Raw genomic sequence first — 19,015 nt, forward strand, 5'->3', positions numbered from 1 at the left:
CCGGCGCCGGCGCGGGCGGCTGCCGCACTGGGCGCCGCGTTCGAAGGCGCCGGCGCGATCGGTCCGCGGGAGCACCGAACGGGTGGTGCTTTGCCGGAACGGCAAGAAAATTCGCCAGGACGGGACCGCTCGCGCGACCCTGACGGCATGAGCCATCACCACGATTCCACCCATATCGACTGGAACGAGCAGGCCCAGCTGCTGGAGCGCGGCGCGGAGGTGCAGAGCCCTCTGTACCGGCAGGCGACCGACTGGCTGCGCGAGCTGGTCCCCGCAGGCGGCGTCCGCCGCGTCCTCGACATCGGCAGCGGCCCCGGCGTGATCACCGGGGTGCTCGCGGAGGCCTTCCCGTACGCCGAGGTCGTCGCCGTCGACGCCACCGCGCCGCTGCTGGAGCGGGCCCTGACCCGCGCCGCCCGCAACGGCCAGGCCGACCGGATCAGCATCCGCCACGCCGAACTGCCCGACGGGATCGAGGACCTGGGCGGGGCGGACCTCATCTGGGCGTCGGGGGCGGTCCACCACCTCGGCGACCAGCGCGCCGCGACCGGCGCGCTCGCCGGGCTGCTGCGGCCCGGCGGGATGCTCGCCCTCCTCGAGGGCGGACTGCCCGCCCGGCACCTGCCGCGCGACATCGGGCTCGGCAGGCCCGGCCTGGAGAGCCGGATCGGCGCGGCCGTCGACGAGTGGTTCGCCCGGATGCGGGCGGAGCTGCCGGGCGCGAAGGACGAGAGCGAGGACTGGCGCGCGCTGCTGGCCGCCGCGGGGCTCACCCCGAGCGGCACGCGCTCCTTCCTCCTCGACATCCCGGCGCCCCTGCCGGCCGTGGTGCGCGAGCAGTTGGTGTCCGGCTTCGCGTGGCAGCGCCGCATGGTGGAGGAGGTGCTGCCCGCCGATGATCTCGCGGTCATGGACCGGCTGCTGGACCCCGAGGACCCGGAGGGACTGCTGCGGCGCCCGGACGCGTACTTCCTCACCGCGCGCACGGTGTTCACGGCGCGCAAGGACTGACCGGACGCGGGCGGCGGGCGGGTCCGGGCTCCTGTCCCGGCCCCGCCCGTCAGCCGCCCTCCGTGCCCGCGGCCACCGGCTCCAGCCGCCACCACTGGTGGGGGGAGTCGGTGTCCTCCCACTGCCGTACATTCGCCCCGTCGGCGGTGGACGCATCGGCCACCTCGAGCAGCAGCCCGCTGATGAAGCTGACGACCGTCACCGTGCCCGGCGAGTCGAGATGGCGCTCGACGATCCACTCCTGGGCGCCGAAGTTGTTCGGCTTCCACTGCTGGACGTTGGCACCGTTGTCCACCGCAGCGTTCGCCACATCGAGGCGTTTGCCGCTCGCCGCGTTGACGAAGTGGTACAGCCCGTTGCCGTTCGGCACCGGGGCGATGTGCCACTGCTGGGCCGGCGTGCCCGTCTCCTTGCCCTGCTGGACGTTGGTCCCGCTGCCCCTGCCTCCGCCGTACACCTCGAGCAGCAGTCCGCTGCCCACGTTCCGCACCAGGTAGAGCCCCGGCTCGAGTGGCCCGTTCACTTTCCCCGCCTCGTCCCCGTGTCCCCGCCCGGCCCCTCCGGGCGACCGACGCGATCATCGTCGCACCCGCCACTGACAACGACGCGCGTCCCTCGACGTGTCCGCTGTGCACGGCACGCCGGGGGCGGGATTCTGGGGCGGTCCACCCGGCGAGGACGGCGGAGGCGCCATGGAGCGGGAACAGGTGTGGCAGGGCCGGCGTCTCCGCGCGGCTGCTGGAAACGGTGCAGCCGCGGTGCCCGCTGCTGCGCCGTACCGGTGCCGGCGCGCCGACGGCGCCGTCCGGGTCAGGAGTCGACGTCGACCCGATGTCGCTCGGGAGCCGGCGCCCGGTCAGGAGTTGACGTCCGCCGGGTCCGGGCCGAGGCGCTTGCCCTCGTCGAGGGCCGCCAGGGCGGCCATGTCGTCGGCGTCCAGCTCGAAGTCGAACACGTCGATGTTCTCCCGGATCCGCGACGGCGTCGAGGACTTGGGGATCACCACGTTGCCCACCTGGAGGTGCCAGCGCAGCACCACCTGGGCCGGGGTGCGGTCGTGCTTGCGGGCCACCGCGACGATCGTGGGCGCCTGGAGCAGGTCCTTGCCCTGGCCGAGGGGGGACCATGCCTCCGTGGCGATGCTGTGCCGCGCGTGGAAGTCGCGCAGCTCGGACTGCTGGAGCTGCGGGTGCAGTTCGATCTGGTTGACCGCCGGGACGACCGATGTCTCGCCGATGAGGTGTTCGAGGTCCTCGGGCCGGAAGTTGGACACGCCGATCGCCTTCGCGCGGCCCTCGGCGTGGATCTTCTCCAGGGCGCGGTACGTGTCCACGTACATGTCCTTGGCCGGCATCGGCCAGTGGATCAGATACAGGTCGACGTGGTCGAGGCCGAGCTTCCCGAGGGAGGTGTCGAAGGCGCGCAGGGTGGCGTTGTAACCCTGGTCCGAGTTCCACACCTTGGTGGTGACGAACAGGTCCTCGCGGGCGATCCCGGAGCCGTTGACGGCCTTTCCGGTGCCCGACTCGTTCCCGTAGATGGCCGCGGTGTCGATGCTGCGGTAGCCGGCCTCCAAGGCCGTGGCGACCGTCTGCTCCGCCTCGTTGTCGGGCACCTGCCAGACACCGAGACCGAGCTGCGGCATCGCGACGCCGTTGTGGAGGGTGGTGAAGGGGACCTTGCTCACGAGCGGTCGATCCTTACGTCGTCGGTTGAGGTACTCCCGGCGTCAACGATCATCGCCCGCCGCGCATTCCCCGCGCGGCGGGGAATGCCGCTCACCGGTACAGGGCTTCCACCTCGGCCGCGTACGCGTTCTCGATCGCCTTCCGCTTCAGTTTCAGCGACGGTGTGAGCAGCCCGTGCTCCTCGCTGAAGGGATGCGCCAGGATCCGGAACGTACGGATCGACTCGGACTTGGAGACCAGGGTGTTGGCGGTGACCACGGCGCGGCGGATCTCCATCTCCAGCTCCCGGTCGCGCACCATCTCCGCGGGCGGCAGCGGCGGCCTGTCCTGGACGGCCAGCCAGTGGTCGACCGCCTCCGGGTCGAGGGTGACGAGCGCCGCGATGTACGGCCGGTCGTTGCCGACGACGATGCACTGCGCCACCAGCGGATGCGAGCGCACCCGCTCCTCCAGGCCCGCGGGGGACACGCTCTTGCCGCCCGAGGTCACCAGGATCTCCTTCTTGCGCCCGGTGATCGTCAGATAGCCGTCCTCGTCGAGCGCGCCCAGGTCGCCGGTGGCCAGCCAGCCGTCGTGCAGCACGGCGTCGGTGGCCTTCCGGTCGCCCAGATACCCCTGGAAGATGTTCGCCCCGTGCAGCCACACCTCGCCGTCCTCCGCGATGTGCACCGTGGTGCCGGGGATCGGCAGCCCGACGGTGCCGTAGCGGGTGCGCTCCGGCGGGTTCGCGGTGGCGGCGGCCGTCGACTCGGTCAGCCCGTAGCCCTCGAAGACGGTGACGCCGGCGCCCTCGAAGAACAGCCCGAGCCGCCGGTCCATGCCGGAGCCGCCGGACATCGCGTGCCGCACCCGGCCGCCCATCGCGTCGCGGACCTTGGCGTACACCAGCTTCTCGAACAGCTGGTGCTGCATGCGCAGTCCGGCGGACGGGCCGGGGCCCAGGCCGAAGGCGCGGTGCTCCAGGGCCTCCGCGTACTTCACGGCGACGTCGGCCGCCTTGTCGAAGGCGCCGAGTCTGCCGGCGCTCTCGGCCTTGCGGCGGGCGCTGTTGAAGACCTTCTCGAAGATGTACGGCACGGCCAGGATGAACGTCGGCCGGAACGCGGCCAGATCGGGCAGCAGGGCGCTCGCCTGGAGCACCGGCTGGTGGCCGATCTTGACCCGGCCGCGGATCCCCGCGACCTCGACCATCCGGCCGAAGACGTGCGACAGCGGAAGGAACAGCAGGGTCGACGCCTCGTCGCCCGGCTTGGAACGGAAGACCGGCTCCCAGCGGCGGACCATCGTGTCCGCCTCGAACATGAAGTTCGAGTGGGTGATGACGCAGCCCTTGGGGCGGCCCGTGGTGCCCGACGTGTAGATGATTGTGGCCACCGAGTCGGGGGTGACCGCCCGCCGGTGCCGGTGCACCACCTCGTCGTCGATGTGCGCGCCCGCCTCGACGAGCTGCTCCACGGCGCCCGCGTCGAGCTGCCACAGCCGTTTCATCAGCGGCAGCCGGTCGATCACGGAACCGATCGTCATGGCGTGGTCCTCGTGCTCCACCATGCAGGCGGTGACCCCGGAGTCGTGCAGCATCCAGAAGACCTGCTCGACGGAGGAGGTCGGATACAGCGGCACGGACTGGGCCCCGACGGTCCACAGGGCGAAGTCGAACAGCGTCCACTCGTAGCGCGTACGGCACATCAGGGCGACCCGGTCGCCGAACCGCACCCCGTGCGCCAGCAGCCCCTTCGCCAGCGCCAGGACCTCGTCGCGGAACTCTCCGGACGTCACGTCCTGCCACCGGCCCGCGCCGTCCTTGCGGCCGAGCGCGACGCGGTCGGGGTCGTCGAGGGCATGGTCGAAGACCGCGTCCGCAAGCCCGCCGACCTGAGGCGCAGCGGCCATGGGTGGGACAGTGAACTCGCGCAATGGCTGCTCCTTGTGGCGCTCCGCACAGCGCCGAGACCGTACCCCACGATCTCGTCGGGCGGGAGGGTCTTCGTGAAGCGTGGACGAATGGCGTAGACACAGGTCAGGGCGGTGGGCGGGTCGTGGGACGGACCGTGGGGCCCGATACCTGACTCGTCGGTAAGTAGCCCGGTGCGCAATCTCCACCGAATCTGTACGGCCCGATCACCTGGCCGTCGCTCCACCGGGCGCGGACGTGGCCGAGGCCGGTGTGCGGCCCCCGAGGTCAAGGCCGGTCGACCGGGCGGTGCGGCCCCGTGGTCACACCCGGCCGTCGTCAGCCCCGGCACCGGCGAGTGCAGTTCGACCGGCAGTGTCGGCGCCGTGGTCACGGCCCGGCCCCCGTCAGCCCGGCACCGGCGCGTGCAGCCGGTCGCCCGCCGCGAGCACGGCGCCCGCCAGCGCCTCGGCGGCCTCCTTGGCCGCGTCCCTGCGCCGGCCGTGCAGCAGGACGAAGTCGACGGAGCCCAGCTCGGGCAGGCCCGCCCGCTCCGGCACCGCGACCAGACCGGGCGGGATCAGCCCGCGGGTGTGCGCCATCACGCCCAGGCCGGCACGGGCCGCGGCCACCAGACCGCTCAGGCTGCCGCTCGTACAGGCGATCCGCCAGGACCGGCCCGTCTGCTCCAGCACCTCCAGCGCGCGGGCGCGGGTCAGGGCCGGCGGCGGGAACAGGATCAGCGGCAGCGGGCGGTCCGGGTCCACCCGCAGTCCCTCCGCCGAGATCCACACCATCCGGTCCCGCCACACCAGCTCGCCAAGCGTCGCCCCCGGCCCCCGCTTCGCCAGCACGAGGTCCAGCCGGCCGGCCTCCAGCCGCTTGTGCAGGGTGCCGGACAGCTCCACGGTGAGCTCCAGGTCCACCTCGGGATGGTCGCGGCGGAACGCCTCCAGGATCTCGGGGAGCCGCGTCAGCACGAAGTCCTCCGACGCGCCGAACCGCAGCCGGCCGCGCAGCCGCGTGCCCGTGAAGTAGGCCGAGGCGCGCTCGTGCGCCTGCAGGATGGTGCGGGCGAAGCCGAGCATCGCCTCGCCGTCCTCCGTCAGCTCCACGCCGTGGGTGTCGCGACTGAACAGCGGCCGGCCGGCGGCGTCCTCGAGCCGGCGCACATGCTGGCTGACCGTCGACTGGCCCAGCCCGAGCCGGCGCGCGGCCTGCGTGAAGTTCAGCGTCTGCGCCACCGCGAGAAAGGTACGCAGCTGGGTGGGGTCGTACACGGCGCCGATCCTACGCCGCCATCGCGAATCGTGATGGCAGTCAGTGCGGTGTACGGGATACCCGATCATCCGGTGCGGCGGGAACATGGGGAGGGCACGATCCTGACCGAGAGCAAGTGGAGCACATGAGCCGCCGCCGCACCCCGCGCCTGCCGTCCTGGCTGCCGATCGACCCGTACATCCTGGCGCTCCTCGGGACGGTGGCCCTCGCCGCGCTCCTGCCCGCGACGGGAGCGGCGGCCGACGCCGCGGGCGGCGCGTCGACGGGCGCGGTGGCGCTGCTGTTCTTCCTCTACGGCGCCCGGCTCTCGACGCGCGAGACGCTCGACGGACTGCGGCACTGGCGCCTGCACGTCACCGTGCTCGCGGCCACCTTCGTCGTCTTCCCGCTGCTGGGGCTCGCGGGGCGGCTGCTCGAACCGGCGGTGCTGACACCCGAGCTCTACACCGGACTGCTCTTCCTGTGCCTGGTCCCGTCGACCATCCAGTCCTCCATCGCCTTCACCTCGATGGCCCGCGGCAACGTGCCCGCCGCGATCTGCGCCGGCTCCTTCTCCAGCCTCGCCGGCATCGTGCTCACCCCGCTGCTCGCGGCCCTGCTGCTGGGCGGCGCGGCGGGCGGCTTCTCGGCCGACTCGCTGCTGCGGATCGTCCTCCAACTGCTCGCGCCGTTCCTGGCGGGCCAGCTGCTGCGCCGCTGGGTCGCGGGCTTCCTGGCCCGCCACCGGAAGGTGCTCGGCTACGTCGACCGCGGCTCGATCCTGCTCGTCGTCTACACGGCCTTCAGCGAAGGCATGGCCGCCGGTGTCTGGCAGCGGGTCACCCCGGTGCGGCTCGGGGCGCTGCTCGCCGTCGAGGCGGTGCTGCTGGCTGCGATGCTGACCCTCACCTGGTTCGGCGCGAAGCGCCTCGGCTTCGGGCGGGCGGACCGGATCGCGATCCAGTTCGCCGGCTCGAAGAAGAGCCTGGCCGCCGGACTGCCCATGGCGACCGTGTTGTTCGGCGCGCAGGCGAGCCTGGCGGTGCTGCCGTTGATGCTCTTCCACCAGATGCAGCTGATGGTCTGCGCGGTGATCGCGAAACGCCGCGCCCACGACACCCCGCGCCCCGCGGACCCGACGGAACGAACCGGTCCGCCGCCCACCGCGCTGCGAACCCGGTGAGGCGTCCGCCGCTGCGCCCCGGCGTGGCGACTCCGCATGGGAAGATCGCCGGGTGACGACGTATCCGATACGACCCTTCGGCGCCCGGCCCTGCACGCTGGTCGTCTGCCGTGGCTGCTGCTGTGGTGACGCGCGGAAGAATCCCGGCACCGACCACGCCGGGCAGCTCGCCAGGCTGCGGGACGCCGCCGCCGAGTCCGGGGGGCGGCTCGCGGTGCGGACCAGTGACTGTCTCGGGCCGTGCGGGCAGGCCAATGTGGTCGTCGTGCAGCCGTCCACCGAGGGTCGGCGGCGTGGGGCACGTGCCGCGTGGATCGGGTGGGCGCTCGACGACGACGCCACCGACGACGTGCTGGCGTGGGTCGCGGCCGGCGGGCCGGGGATCGCGGAACCGCCGGCGACGCTCACGCTCCAGATGATTCCGCCGCCGTCCGACGCCCGGCGTCGCGTCGGGCGCTGAGCGCCGCGGAGACGGAAGGACCCGGCCGGCGCAGGGGGCGCTCCCCGCCGGCCGGGTCCGTATCGGGGCGCCTCACACCTCAGTGCCGAGCGCGATGCGCTCGTCGCCCGCGTACACGTTCATGTTGGCGCCGCGCAGGAAGCCGACCAGGGTCAGACCGGTCTCCGCGGCCAGGTCCACCGCCAGTGAGGACGGCGCGGAGACGGCCGCCAGGACGGGGATGCCCGCCATCACCGCCTTCTGCGCCAGCTCGAACGACGCCCGCCCCGAGACCAGCAGGACCGCCCGGGACAGCGGCAGCCGGTCGTCCGTCAGCGCCCGGCCGACGAGCTTGTCGACCGCGTTGTGCCGGCCGACGTCCTCGCGGACGTCGAGCAGCTCGCCCTCCGGCGAGAACAGCGCCGCCGCGTGCAGGCCCCCGGTCCGGTCGAAGACCCGCTGCGCCGCCCGCAGTTGGTCGGGGAGGCCGGCGAGGAGAGCGGGCGTGACCCGGACCGGGGGAGTGTCGGCGATCGGGTAGTGCGCGGTGGTGCGTACGGCGTCCAGGCTGGCCTTGCCGCACAGCCCGCACGACGACGTCGTGTAGACGTTGCGCTCCAGGGTGATGTCCGGCACCGTCACGCCCGGCGCGAGGGCCACGTCCACCACGTTGTACGTGTTGCTGCCGTCCTCCTGGGCGCCCGCGCAGTACACGATCGACCGCACCTGCGCCCCCGAGTGGATCACGCCCTCGCTGACCAGGAACCCCACGGCCAGCGCGAAGTCGTCGCCCGGGGTGCGCATGGTGACGGCGAGGGGCTTGCCGTTCAGCCGGATCTCAAGCGGCTCCTCGGCCACCAGGGTGTCGGGACGGGTCGACACCACCCCGTCCCGGATACGGATGGTGCGGCGGCGCTCGGTGACCCGTCCCATGAGCTCAGACCCGATTCTGTACGTGTTGGTATGTATTGGTGCGCATTGGCGGCCGAAACGGCCCTTGGTGCGGAGGTGACCTCGACGATCTCATTCTCCTGCACCCGCACAGTGAGGTTGCGGCCGACGCCGCAGGGTCCGATCCGACGGAAGGCTCCAAAGTCCTGGCCCGGACGCTGTGGGATCACTTGCCGTCGTACCGGCCGGTAGCAGCCAAGACTGTGTGGTTCCTGACTTCTGATCGAGGAGAAGCCATCCATGACCGGCACACGTGTCGTCGCGCTCGGGCACTACCAGCCCGCAAAAGTGCTCACCAACGACGACCTGGCGGCCATGGTCGACACCAGCGACGAATGGATCCGCAGCCGCGTCGGGATCAGAACCCGCCATGTGGCGGGCCCCGACGAGCCGGTCGACGAGCTGGCCGCGCACGCCGCGGCCAAGGCGCTGGCTGCGGCCGGGCTCACGCCCGCCGACATCGACCTGGTCCTCGTCGCGACGTCCACCGCCGTCGACCGGTCGCCCAACACCGCCGCCCGGGTCGCGGCGCGCCTCGGCATGGGCTCGCCCGCGGTGATGGACCTGAACGTGGTCTGCGCCGGCTTCACCCACGCGCTCGCCACCGCGGACCACACCCTGCGGGCGGGAGCCGCCACCCGGGCCCTGGTCATCGGGGCGGACAAGATGGCCGACATCGTCGACTGGACCGACCGCTCGACCTGCGTCCTCGTCGGCGACGGCGCCGGTGCGGTCGTGGTGGAGACCGTCCCCGACGGGCAGGAGCCGGGGATCGGCCCGGTGCTGTGGGGATCGGTGCCCGAGATGGGGCACGCCGTACGGATCGAGGGCACCCCGCCGCGCTTCGCGCAGGAGGGCCAGGCCGTCTACCGGTGGGCCACCACCCAGCTCCCGCCGATCGCCCGCAAGGTCTGCGAGCGTGCGGGCCTCACCCCCGAGGACCTCGCGGCGGTGGTCCTGCATCAGGCCAATCTGCGGATCATCGAGCCGCTCGCGCAGAAGATCGGCGCCGTGAACGCCGTCGTCGCCCGTGACGTCGTCGAGTCCGGCAACACTTCGGCCGGGTCGATCCCGATGGCCCTGTCCAAGCTGGTCGAACGCGGTGACGTCACGTCGGGGGACCCGGTGCTGCTCTTCGGGTTCGGCGGGAACCTCTCGTACGCCGGCCAGGTCGTCCGCTGCCCCTGACGACCCGGCCAGGTCGTCCGCTGCCCTGCCCGCGCCGGCGCGGCACACTGAACGGCATGGTGGCGAAGCGAAGCGCCGGGCTGCTGCTGTGGCGGCGCGGGGAGGCCGGTGTCGAGGTCCTCATCGCGCACATGGGAGGCCCGTTCTGGCAGGCGCGCGACGAGGCGGCATGGTCGGTCCCGAAGGGTGAGTACACCCCCGATGAGGAGCCGATGGCCGCGGCGCGGCGGGAGTTCGAGGAGGAGCTCGGGCTCCAGGCTCCGGACGGCGACTGGCATCCGCTCGGTGAGGCGCGTCAGTCGAGCGGCAAGATCGTGACGGTCTGGGCGATGGAGGGCGATCTGGACACGTCCCTCGTCGTGCCGGGGACCTTCACCATGGAGTGGCCGCGGGGATCGGGTGAGCTCAGGGAGTTCCCGGAGGTCGACCGGGCGGAGTGGTACGGGCTGGAGGAGGCGCGGGCGAAGCTGCTCAGCGGCCAGCGGGTCTTCCTGGATCGGCTGGTACCGCTCGTCCGGCGGGACGGTTGAGGTGACTGGATCAAGACCCCCGACGTGACCGGCGTCTCGGTGTCGGTGACGATCGCGCTCGGTAGACTGTAGACGATAGCCAATTCCATGATCACTGTCGTCGTCCGTCGCTCGTCCGCACCATCGCCCGGAAGGGGACCGCCGATGCTGTCCGCAGGACTGCCGCAGGGAACCGTGCCCAAGCTGGAGCGGCCCGGCCCACTGCGCGAGCGCGTGTACGAGGCGCTGCTGGAACTGATCACCACCCGTGCGCTGCGGCCCGGCCAGCATCTGGTCGAGAGCGAGCTCGCCGGCCATCTCGGCGTCTCCCGCCAGCCCGTGCGCGAGGCGCTGCAACGGCTGAACACCGAGGGCTGGGTCGATCTGCGGCCCGCCCAGGGCGCGTTCGTCCACGAGCCGACCGAGGCGGAGGCCGACCAGCTCCTGTCCGTGCGCACACTGCTGGAGGCGGAGGCCGCCAGGCTCGCGGTCGCGAACTCGGGCACGGCCGGTATCGAGGCCCTCGAAGAGCTGTGCGCCAAGGGGGAACAGGCCGTCGCGGACGACGACGTCGACCTGGCGGTCGCCACCAACGCGGCCTTCCACGCCAAGGTGATGGAGCTCGCCGGCCAGGTCGACCGCCGTGTCCGCTGGTACTACACCCCGGTCGCCCGGCAGCGGGGACGCCAGTCGTGGATCGAGCACCGCGAGCTGATCGCGGCCATCTCCGCCCGCGACGAGCAGCGGGCCACGGAGGTCATGCGGGCCCACACGGAGCACACCCGCAGGACCTGCCACCAGCACGAGCGCTCCTGACCCGGCGCCCGATCGGGCCGCGCGGGCGGCCGGCCGCATGTCGCCGCCCCCGGTCTCCGCATCGGTGGTAGCACTGACTGCGCCGACGAAGGAGACCGTCATGGGAAGAATCGTGATCAGCGAGAACGTCTCGCTCGACGGAGTCGTCCAGACCGTCCGGCTCCTCGGCAACCGGACCGTCGGTGACGGCCTCGCCTGCCTCATGTACGAACTCGTCCGGGAGTGACACCCGGACATCCGACGTCCGGGATCGGCGGCCGGAAGAGCCCGTCGGCGCAGGCCCGTTGGATCCGTCCCACCGTATGCGGCGCGGGATGAGGGACCGGTGGGCGACCCTTTGTCCCGGGTGTGGAGAAAGTTGGCCCGGATCTGTGCGCAAGTTCTTCCCAGTTCGGTAAAGCGCTGCTACGTTCCCCTCCAAAGCCCGACGGAGACGGCCGACCGGGTCCCCAGCCGAAGGCCAGGGGAGGGGAGGGGCACGTGAGACGGATGACCGCTCGACCTGCGAACGCGCACCAGGCGCGACTGCTTCGCCTGTTGCGTGACGGCGGGCCCAACTCCCGTGCGCAGCTGGGCGATCAGGTGGACCTGTCCCGCTCCAAGCTCGCCGTCGAGGTGGACCGGCTGCTGGAGACCGGGCTCGTCGTCGCCGACGGGCTCGCCGCCTCCAGGGGCGGGCGCCGCTCGCACAACATCCGGCTCGCGCCCGCGCTCCGGTTCCTCGGCGTCGACATCGGCGCCACCTCGATCGACGTCGCCGTGACCAACGCGGAGCTGGAGGTCCTGGGGCATCTCAACCACCCCATGGACGTCCGCGAAGGCCCCGTCGCGGTCTTCGAGCAGGTGCTGTCGATGGCCGAGAAGCTCAAGGCGTCCGGTCTCGCGGAGGGATTCGACGGCGCCGGCATCGGCGTCCCCGGCCCGGTCCGCTACCCGGAGGGCGTGCCCGTCGCGCCCCCGATCATGCCCGGCTGGGACGGCTTCCCCGTACGCGAGGCGCTCAGCCAGGACCTCGGCTGCCCCGTCATGGTCGACAACGATGTGAACCTGATGGCGATGGGGGAGCAGCACGCGGGCGTCGCACGCTCGGTCGGCGACTTCCTCTGCGTCAAGATCGGCACCGGCATCGGCTGCGGGATCGTGGTCGGCGGCGGCGTCTACCGGGGTACGACCGGCAGCGCCGGCGACATCGGCCACATCCAGGTCGAGCCGGACGGCCGGGCCTGCGCCTGCGGCAACCGCGGGTGTCTGGAGGCGCACTTCAGCGGCGCCGCCCTGGCCCGTGACGCCGAGGACGCGGCACGCGCCGGACGCTCCCCCGAGCTCGCCGCCCGGCTGGAGGCGGCCGGGCACCTCACGGCCGCGGACGTGTCGGCGGCGGCCGCCGCCGGCGACGCCACCGCCATCGACCTCATCCGGGAGGGAGGCAACCGGCTCGGCCAGGTCATCGCCGGGCTCGTCAGCTTCTTCAACCCGGGGCTCGTGGTCATCGGCGGCGGTGTGACCGGTCTCGGCCACACGCTGCTGGCCAGCGTACGCACCCAGGTCTACCGGCAGTCCCTGCCGCTGGCCACCGGCAATCTCCCCATCGTGCTGGGCGAGTTGGGGCCGACCGCCGGGGTCATCGGCGCGGCCCGGCTCATCAGCGACCACCTGTTCTCGCCGGCCTGACCGGGCCGGACGACACGCAAGACGGCACCACCACCGGCACCACCACCGCACCACCTCGCATCACCACCACCCGCACAGGCGCAGCACCCGCACTGGTCGCATGGCGCACCCGCCACGCCCGCTCCACCGGCTCCGTCCGCCCCGCCCGCACCACCCGTACGCCCCGGCACGCACCACGCCAGGGGCGCCCCAGAGCCGCCCGTATCCGCGTCCGCAGCAGCTTGCACCGCCCGACCCGCCCGGTCACCGGCCGCACCCGCCGAGGGGATCGTCATGGCACCAGAACCACCCCTGCTCACCATGTCCGGCATCACCAAGTCGTTCCCCGGCGTTCGCGCCCTGGACGGCGTGGACCTGGAGGTCCACGCCGGCGAAGTCCACTGCCTCCTCGGCCAGAACGGCGCCGGCAAGTCCACCCTGATCAAGGTCCTCGCCGGCGCCCACCAGCCCGACGGCGGCGAGATCACCTGGCGGGGCGAACCGGTCTCCCTCAGGTCGCCGATCGCCGCCATGCGCCTCGGCATCGCCACCATCTACCAGGAACTCGACCTGGTCGAAGGGCTGTCCGTCGCGGAGAACGTCTTCCTCGGGCACGAGCCGACGTCCGCCGGCTTCGTCGTCCGCAGCGCCGCCGCCCGCAGTGCCGCCGCCGAACTGCTGAAACGCCTCGGCCATCCGGAGATCGACAGCGCCCGGCTCGTCGGCGACCTGTCCGCCGCCCAGCAGCAGATCGTCTCCATGGCCCGCGCCCTCTCCCACGACGTGCGGCTGATCGTGATGGACGAGCCGTCGGCCGCGCTCGACCCCGACGAGGTCGACAACCTCTTCAGGATCGTGGGCGACCTGACGGCCGACGGCGTCGCCGTCGTCTACATCTCCCACCGCCTCGAGGAGATCCGGCGCATCGGCGACCGGGTCACCGTCCTCAAGGACGGCCGGGCCGTCGCCGTCGGACTGCCCGCGGAGACCACCCCGACCCGTGACGTCGTCGCGCTGATGACCGGCCGCAACGTCGAGTACGTCTTCCCCGAGCGGCCGCCAGCCGACGTCGCCGCGGCCAGGGAGCCGGTGCTGCGGGTCGAAGGCCTCACCCGCCGGGGCGAGTTCGCCCCCGTCGACCTGGAGCTGCGCCCCGGCGAGATCGTGGGCCTCGCCGGTCTCGTCGGCTCCGGCCGCAGCGAGATCCTGGAGACGGTCTACGGCGCGCGCAAGGCGGACGGCGGCCGCGTCCTGATGGACGGCGCCGTGCTGCGGCCCGGCAGCGTACGGGCCGCGGTCCGCGCCGGCATCGGCCTCGCCCCCGAGGAACGCAAGGCGCAGGGGCTGCTGATGCTCGAATCCGTCACCCGCAACGTCTCCGTCTCGACCCTCTCGCGCTTCTCCCGCGCCGGCTGGCTCGACCACCGTGCAGAGCGCGCCGCCGCCCAGCAGGCCACCAGGGAACTCTCCCTGCGCCCCGACAACCCGGACGCCCGCATCCGCACCCTGTCCGGCGGCAACCAGCAGAAGGCGGTGCTCGCGCGCTGGCTGCTGCGCGGCTGCAAGGTGCTGCTGCTCGACGAGCCGACCCGGGGCGTCGACGTCGGCGCACGGGCCGAGCTCTACGCGGTGATCCGCCGCCTGGCCGACGAGGGCCTCGCCGTACTTCTCGTATCCAGCGAAGTGCCCGAAGTGCTGGGCCTCGCCGACCGGGTGCTGGTGCTGCGTGAAGGCAGCGTCGTGCACACGGCGGACGCCCGGGAGCTCGATGAGCACCGCGTACTCGATCTTGTGATGGAAGGGAGCTGAGACGGCATGACGCAGCCGGCCACCCCGGCGCAGCAGGACGCGCCGATGCCCGCCGCCAAGTCCGCACCGGACCAGGGAGGTCCGCGCCGTCCACTGGGGCTGCGGCTGGACATCCGCAATCTGTCGCTGCTCGGTGTCCTCGCCGTGCTCGTCGCGGTGGGCGGCATCACCAAGCCCGACGAGTTCCTCGCCACGAGCAATCTGCAGCTCGTCCTCACCCAGGCGTCCGTCATCGGCGTCGTCACCGTCGGCATGACCTTCGTCATCACCAGCGGCGGCATCGATCTGTCCGTCGGCGCGATCGTGGCCCTGGCCTCCGTGTGGGCGACCACGGTGGCCACCCAGGAATTCGGCTTCGCCGGCATCCTGTTCACGGCCGTGATCGTCGGCGTGGGCTGCGGACTCGTGAACGGGCTGCTCATCGCGTACGGCCGGATGGTGCCCTTCATCGCCACCCTCGCGATGCTCGCCTCCGCCCGGGGCCTCGCCCTGCAGATCACGGACGGCAGGACTCAGATCGTCACCGTCGACTCGGTGCTCGACCTCGGCATCAGGGACGCCTACATCCTCGGCATCCCGCCCCTGGTGCTGGTCTTCGCCGCCGTCACCGTCATCGGCTGGCTGATCCTGGGCCGCACCACCTTCGGTCGCCGCACCGTCGCCGTCGGCGGCAACGCGGAGGCCGCGCGGCTCGCCGGCATCGACGTCCGCCGGCAGCGGCTCTACCTCTATCTGCTGTCGGGCCTGTGCTGCGGCATCGCCGCCTTCATGCTGATCGTCCTCGCCGGTTCCGGCCAGAACACCAACGGCAACCTCTACGAACTGGACGCCATCGCCGCCGCCATCATCGGCGGCACCCTGCTCAGCGGCGGCCGCGGCACGATCGTCGGCTCCGTCCTCGGCGTCCTCGTCTTCACCACGATCACCAACATCTTCGCCCTCAACAACCTCGAGAGCGCCGTCCAGCAGATCGCCAAGGGCGCCATCATCGTCGCCGCCGTACTCGTCCAGCACCGCTCGACGCGCGGCTCCGGCGAGGCCTGACCCCGCCCGCACCCACTTCCTCCACCCCTGTCGCACCGCCCAGTTGAAGGGTTGATCCGTCATGCCAGAAATGCCAGCCACCAGCCGCAGAGGACTGCTGTTCGGCACCGCCGCGGTCTCCGCCGGCGCCCTGCTGACCGCCTGCACCAGCAACGAGCCCAAGACGGAGAAGCAGCCCAGCGCCAACGCCCCCGTCGCCGACGACAAGCCGGGCAAGCCCGTCACCATCGGCTTCGCCGGACCGCAGGCCGACCACGGGTGGCTGAACGCCATCAACCAGAACGCCAAGTCCCGCGCCGAGCGGTACTCCGACGTCACCCTGGAGATCACCGAGGGCTCCAACGACACGGCCGCCCAGATCGGCCAGGTCCAGACCCTGATCAACAAGAAGGTCGACGTCCTGGTCGTCCTGCCGGCCGACGGCAAGGCGCTCACCCAGGTCGGCCTCCAGGCCATGCGGGCGGGTATCCCCGTCGTCAACCTGGACCGGATCTTCGCCTCCCCGCAGGCGTACCGGTGCTGGATCGGCGGCGACAACTACGGCATGGGCCTCAACGCCGGCAACTACATCGGCGAGCAGCTCAAGGACAAGCCCAACGCCAAGGTCATCGAACTGGCCGGGCTCGACAACCTCGAACTCACCAAGCAGCGCACCCAGGGCTTCGACGACGCCCTGAAGAACTACCCGAACATCAAGAAGGTGGCCCGGCAGGCGGCCGACTTCACCGTCGAGTCCGGCCAGGCCAAGATGGCGCAACTGCTGCAGGCCCAGTCGCAGTTCGACGCGCTGTGGAACCACGACGACGACCAGGGCGTCGGCGCGCTGCGCGCCATCGCCCAGGCGGGCCGCAAGGACTTCCTGATGGTCGGCGGAGCGGGCGCCAAGTCCGCGATGGACGCCATCAAGGCCGACGACAGCGTGCTGAAGGCCACCGTCCTGTACCCGCCGACCATGGCCGCCTCCGCCATCGACCTCGCCCGCGCGCTCGGGCAGGGCAAGGGCATCGGCGGCATGGCGGAGCTGGAGATCCCGGCCTCCCTGACCCTCTACTCGGCCGTCGTCACCAAGGACAACGTCGACCAGTACCTGCCCACCGGTTTCAACTGACCGGCGCAGGGCCTGCCCGCCCCCACCGAGCACACCGACGAGATCGTGACTCCGACGAGGAGGATTCCGCAATGGAACTGAGGGACAGTGAGGCCGCACCGCCGACCATCGGCGTCGGCATGGTCGGCTACGCGTTCATGGGCGCCGCCCACTCCCAAGGGTGGCGCACCGCGGGGCGCGTCTTCGACCTGCCGCTGCGGCCGGTCCTCGCCGCGATCGGCGGCCGTGACGCCGCCGCCGTGCGTGCGGCGGCCGCCAAGCACGGCTGGGCCGCGGCGGAGACCGACTGGCGCGCCCTCGTGACCCGCGACGATGTGCAGCTCGTCGACGTCTGCACGCCGGGCGACAGCCATGCGGAGATCGCGATCGCGGCCCTGGAGGCGGGCAAGCACGTCCTGTGCGAGAAGCCCCTGGCCAATTCGGTCACGGAGGCCGAGGCCATGGTCGCGGCCGCCGAACGGGCCAGGTGTAACGGGCAGTTGGCGATGGTCGGCTTCAACTACCGCCGGGTCCCCGCGCTCGCCTTCGCCCGCCGGCTGATCGGCGAGGGCCGCCTCGGCACCCTGCGCCATGTTCGGGTGACGTACCTTCAGGACTGGCTGGTCGACCCGGACTTCCCGCTGACCTGGCGGCTCCAGCGCGAGCACGCGGGGTCGGGGGCGCTGGGCGACCTCGGCGCGCACGTGGTCGACCTCGCGCAGTTCCTCACGGGGGAGGTGCTGGTCGGCGTCTCCGCGCAGCTCGAAACGTTCGTCAGGCAGCGGCCCCGGCTCGAGGGCGCCTCGGCCGGTCTGACCGCCTCGGGCGGCAGTGAGCGGGGGCCCGTCACCGTCGACGACGCGGCCGTCTTCACCGGCCGGCTGGCGTCGGGGGCGCTCGCCACCTTCGAGGCGACCCGGATGGCCACGGGCCGCAAGAACGCCCTGCGGCTGGAGATCAACGGCGAGCACGGCTCGCTCGCCTTCGACCTGGAGCGGCTCAACGAGCTGTCCTTCCACGACCACCACGAGCCCGCCGCGACCGCGGGGTTCCGGCGGATCCTCGTCACCGAGGCGGAGCACCCGTACCTGGAGGCGTGGTGGCCGCCGGGCCACGCCCTCGGCTACGAGCACACCTTCGCCCACCAGGCCCGCGACCTGGTGGAGGCCATCGCGTCCGGCACCGACCCGGTGCCGTCGTTCGCCGACGGGCTCCAGGTGCAGCGGGTGCTCGCGGCGGTCGAGGAGAGCGCCGAGAAGAACGCCGTCTACACACCCGTCCAGACAGCAGAGGTCTGAGGTCCGGCATGCACCGGTCCGGACAGCGATCCGGCATCGGACCGGCAGCAGTCCGGCAGCAGTCCGGAACAGATCCGGCAGGCAGTAAACCCGGTTTGGAGGCACCATGCCACGCCCGTTCACCCTGTTCACCGGCCAGTGGGCCGATCTGCCGCTCGAGGAGGTCTGCTCGCTCGCCCGGGGCTTCGGCTACGACGGCCTGGAACTCGCCTGCTGGGGCGACCACTTCGAGGTCGACAAGGCGCTGGCCGACCCGTCCTACCTGGACGGGCGGCACGCGCTGCTGGAGAAGTACGGCCTCAAGTGCTGGGCGATCTCCAACCATCTCGTCGGCCAGGCCGTCTGCGACAACCCGATCGACGAACGCCACCAGGGCATCCTGCCCGCCCGGATCTGGGGCGACGGCGAGCCCGAGGGGGTGCGGCGGCGGGCGGCGGCCGAGCTGACGGACACCGCGCGGGCCGCGGCGGCGTTCGGCGTCGACACCGTGATCGGCTTCACCGGCTCGTCCATCTGGCATCTCGTCGCGATGTTCCCGCCGGTCCCCGAGCGGATGATCGAGCGCGGCTACGAGGACTTCGCCGAACGCTGGAACCCGGTCCTGGACGTCTTCGACGCCGAGGGTGTCCGCTTCGCCCACGAGGTCCACCCCAGCGAGATCGCCTACGACTACTGGACCACCAAACGCGCCCTGGAGGCGGTGGACAACCGGCCGGCCTTCGGCCTCAACTTCGACCCGAGCCACTTCGTCTGGCAGGACCTCGACCCGGTCGGCTTCCTGTACGACTTCCGGGACCGGATCTACCACGTCGACTGCAAGGAGGCCCGCAAGCGCCTGGACGGGCGCAACGGGCGGCTCGGCTCCCATCTGCCGTGGGGCGACCCGCGGCGCGGCTGGGACTTCGTCTCCGCCGGGCACGGTGACGTGCCGTGGGAGGACGTATTCCGGATGCTGCGCTCGATCGGCTACGACGGGCCCATCTCGGTGGAGTGGGAGGACGCCGGAATGGACCGGCTCATGGGCGCGCCACAAGCGCTTGCGGATCTGAAGCGGTTCGACTTCGAGCCGCCGACCGCCTCCTTCGACGCCGCCTTCGGGGGCGGCGACAACTAGAACAGGCCAGGTCAGGGCCCGGTGGGGAGAGTTGCCGCCGGGTCGGTCCGGGCTGCCCCGGGGCGTCTTTGTCCTGC

General features: G+C 72.1%; 18 protein-coding genes. 13 read left to right on the forward strand and 5 right to left on the reverse strand.

What is annotated here, in order from left to right:
- The first annotated feature begins 147 nt into the window (after positions 1–147).
- Entirely contained in the window at positions 148–1,011 is an 864-nt protein-coding gene (locus tag ACWD01_RS18670) for a class I SAM-dependent methyltransferase (RefSeq protein ID WP_451163090.1), read from the forward strand.
- 49 nt (positions 1,012–1,060) lie between these two features.
- Here ACWD01_RS18670 and ACWD01_RS18675 read toward each other — a convergent pair whose 3' ends face one another.
- The 4 genes from ACWD01_RS18675 to ACWD01_RS18690 all read right to left on the reverse strand — a co-directional run bounded on the left by ACWD01_RS18675 (position 1,061) and on the right by ACWD01_RS18690 (position 5,879).
- Positions 1,061–1,534 carry an RICIN domain-containing protein gene (locus ACWD01_RS18675; protein WP_451163092.1) on the reverse strand — a complete coding sequence of 158 codons (474 nt, stop codon included), beginning with the start codon at positions 1,532–1,534 and terminating at the stop codon, positions 1,061–1,063.
- Positions 1,535–1,867: 333 nt separating this feature from the next.
- A complete protein-coding gene (locus tag ACWD01_RS18680) occupies positions 1,868–2,698 on the reverse strand; it encodes an aldo/keto reductase (protein WP_451163094.1) in 831 nt (276 codons plus the stop codon).
- A 91-nt stretch (positions 2,699–2,789) separates the two neighbouring features.
- Positions 2,790–4,589, reverse strand: a complete 1,800-nt coding sequence (locus ACWD01_RS18685) for an AMP-dependent synthetase/ligase (protein ID WP_451163096.1) — start codon at positions 4,587–4,589, stop codon at positions 2,790–2,792.
- 408 nt (positions 4,590–4,997) lie between these two features.
- Positions 4,998–5,879, reverse strand: a complete 882-nt coding sequence (locus tag ACWD01_RS18690; protein WP_451163206.1) for a LysR family transcriptional regulator — start codon at positions 5,877–5,879, stop codon at positions 4,998–5,000.
- 116 nt (positions 5,880–5,995) lie between these two features.
- On the opposite strand from ACWD01_RS18690, the gene ACWD01_RS18695 reads away from it, so the two are divergent.
- Together ACWD01_RS18695 and ACWD01_RS18700 are read left to right on the forward strand one after the other, a co-directional pair.
- On the forward strand, positions 5,996–7,033 hold the full coding sequence (locus ACWD01_RS18695) for a bile acid:sodium symporter family protein (protein ID WP_451163098.1): 1,038 nt from the start codon (positions 5,996–5,998) through the stop codon (positions 7,031–7,033).
- A 52-nt stretch (positions 7,034–7,085) separates the two neighbouring features.
- Positions 7,086–7,493, forward strand: a complete 408-nt coding sequence (locus ACWD01_RS18700; protein ID WP_451163100.1) for a (2Fe-2S) ferredoxin domain-containing protein — start codon at positions 7,086–7,088, stop codon at positions 7,491–7,493.
- Positions 7,494–7,565: 72 nt separating this feature from the next.
- Here the strand turns inward: ACWD01_RS18700 and fdhD are convergent, their stop codons facing one another.
- The gene (gene fdhD / locus ACWD01_RS18705) at positions 7,566–8,405 is read right to left on the reverse strand and encodes a formate dehydrogenase accessory sulfurtransferase FdhD (RefSeq protein ID WP_451163102.1); all 840 of its coding nucleotides are present in this window, start codon (positions 8,403–8,405) and stop codon (positions 7,566–7,568) included.
- Positions 8,406–8,663: 258 nt separating this feature from the next.
- On the opposite strand from fdhD, the gene ACWD01_RS18710 reads away from it, so the two are divergent.
- The 10 genes from ACWD01_RS18710 to ACWD01_RS18755 all read left to right on the forward strand — a co-directional run bounded on the left by ACWD01_RS18710 (position 8,664) and on the right by ACWD01_RS18755 (position 18,938).
- Positions 8,664–9,611 carry a beta-ketoacyl-ACP synthase III gene (locus ACWD01_RS18710; RefSeq protein ID WP_451163104.1) on the forward strand — a complete coding sequence of 316 codons (948 nt, stop codon included), beginning with the start codon at positions 8,664–8,666 and terminating at the stop codon, positions 9,609–9,611.
- Between the two features lie 56 nt (positions 9,612–9,667).
- Positions 9,668–10,141 (forward strand): NUDIX domain-containing protein, encoded by a 474-nt coding sequence (locus tag ACWD01_RS18715; protein WP_451163106.1) that lies wholly within the window; start codon positions 9,668–9,670, stop codon positions 10,139–10,141.
- A 144-nt stretch (positions 10,142–10,285) separates the two neighbouring features.
- The gene (locus ACWD01_RS18720; protein ID WP_451163108.1) at positions 10,286–10,936 is read left to right on the forward strand and encodes a GntR family transcriptional regulator; all 651 of its coding nucleotides are present in this window, start codon (positions 10,286–10,288) and stop codon (positions 10,934–10,936) included.
- Between the two features lie 100 nt (positions 10,937–11,036).
- Positions 11,037–11,162 (forward strand): hypothetical protein, encoded by a 126-nt coding sequence (locus ACWD01_RS18725; protein WP_451163110.1) that lies wholly within the window; start codon positions 11,037–11,039, stop codon positions 11,160–11,162.
- A gap of 263 nt (positions 11,163–11,425) precedes the next feature.
- On the forward strand, positions 11,426–12,607 hold the full coding sequence (locus ACWD01_RS18730) for an ROK family protein (RefSeq protein ID WP_451163112.1): 1,182 nt from the start codon (positions 11,426–11,428) through the stop codon (positions 12,605–12,607).
- A 273-nt stretch (positions 12,608–12,880) separates the two neighbouring features.
- Positions 12,881–14,395, forward strand: coding sequence for a sugar ABC transporter ATP-binding protein (locus ACWD01_RS18735; protein WP_451163114.1), 1,515 nt, complete (start codon positions 12,881–12,883; stop codon positions 14,393–14,395).
- A 6-nt stretch (positions 14,396–14,401) separates the two neighbouring features.
- A complete protein-coding gene (locus ACWD01_RS18740) occupies positions 14,402–15,439 on the forward strand; it encodes an ABC transporter permease (RefSeq protein ID WP_451163116.1) in 1,038 nt (345 codons plus the stop codon).
- A 70-nt stretch (positions 15,440–15,509) separates the two neighbouring features.
- Positions 15,510–16,547, forward strand: a complete 1,038-nt coding sequence (locus tag ACWD01_RS18745; RefSeq protein WP_451163118.1) for a substrate-binding domain-containing protein — start codon at positions 15,510–15,512, stop codon at positions 16,545–16,547.
- Between the two features lie 71 nt (positions 16,548–16,618).
- Positions 16,619–17,824, forward strand: coding sequence for a Gfo/Idh/MocA family protein (locus tag ACWD01_RS18750; protein ID WP_451163120.1), 1,206 nt, complete (start codon positions 16,619–16,621; stop codon positions 17,822–17,824).
- 106 nt (positions 17,825–17,930) lie between these two features.
- Positions 17,931–18,938, forward strand: a complete 1,008-nt coding sequence (locus ACWD01_RS18755) for a sugar phosphate isomerase/epimerase family protein (RefSeq protein ID WP_451163122.1) — start codon at positions 17,931–17,933, stop codon at positions 18,936–18,938.
- Positions 18,939–19,015 lie beyond the last annotated feature (77 nt).

It is taken from the genome of Streptomyces sp. NPDC002835, assembly GCF_053591995.1.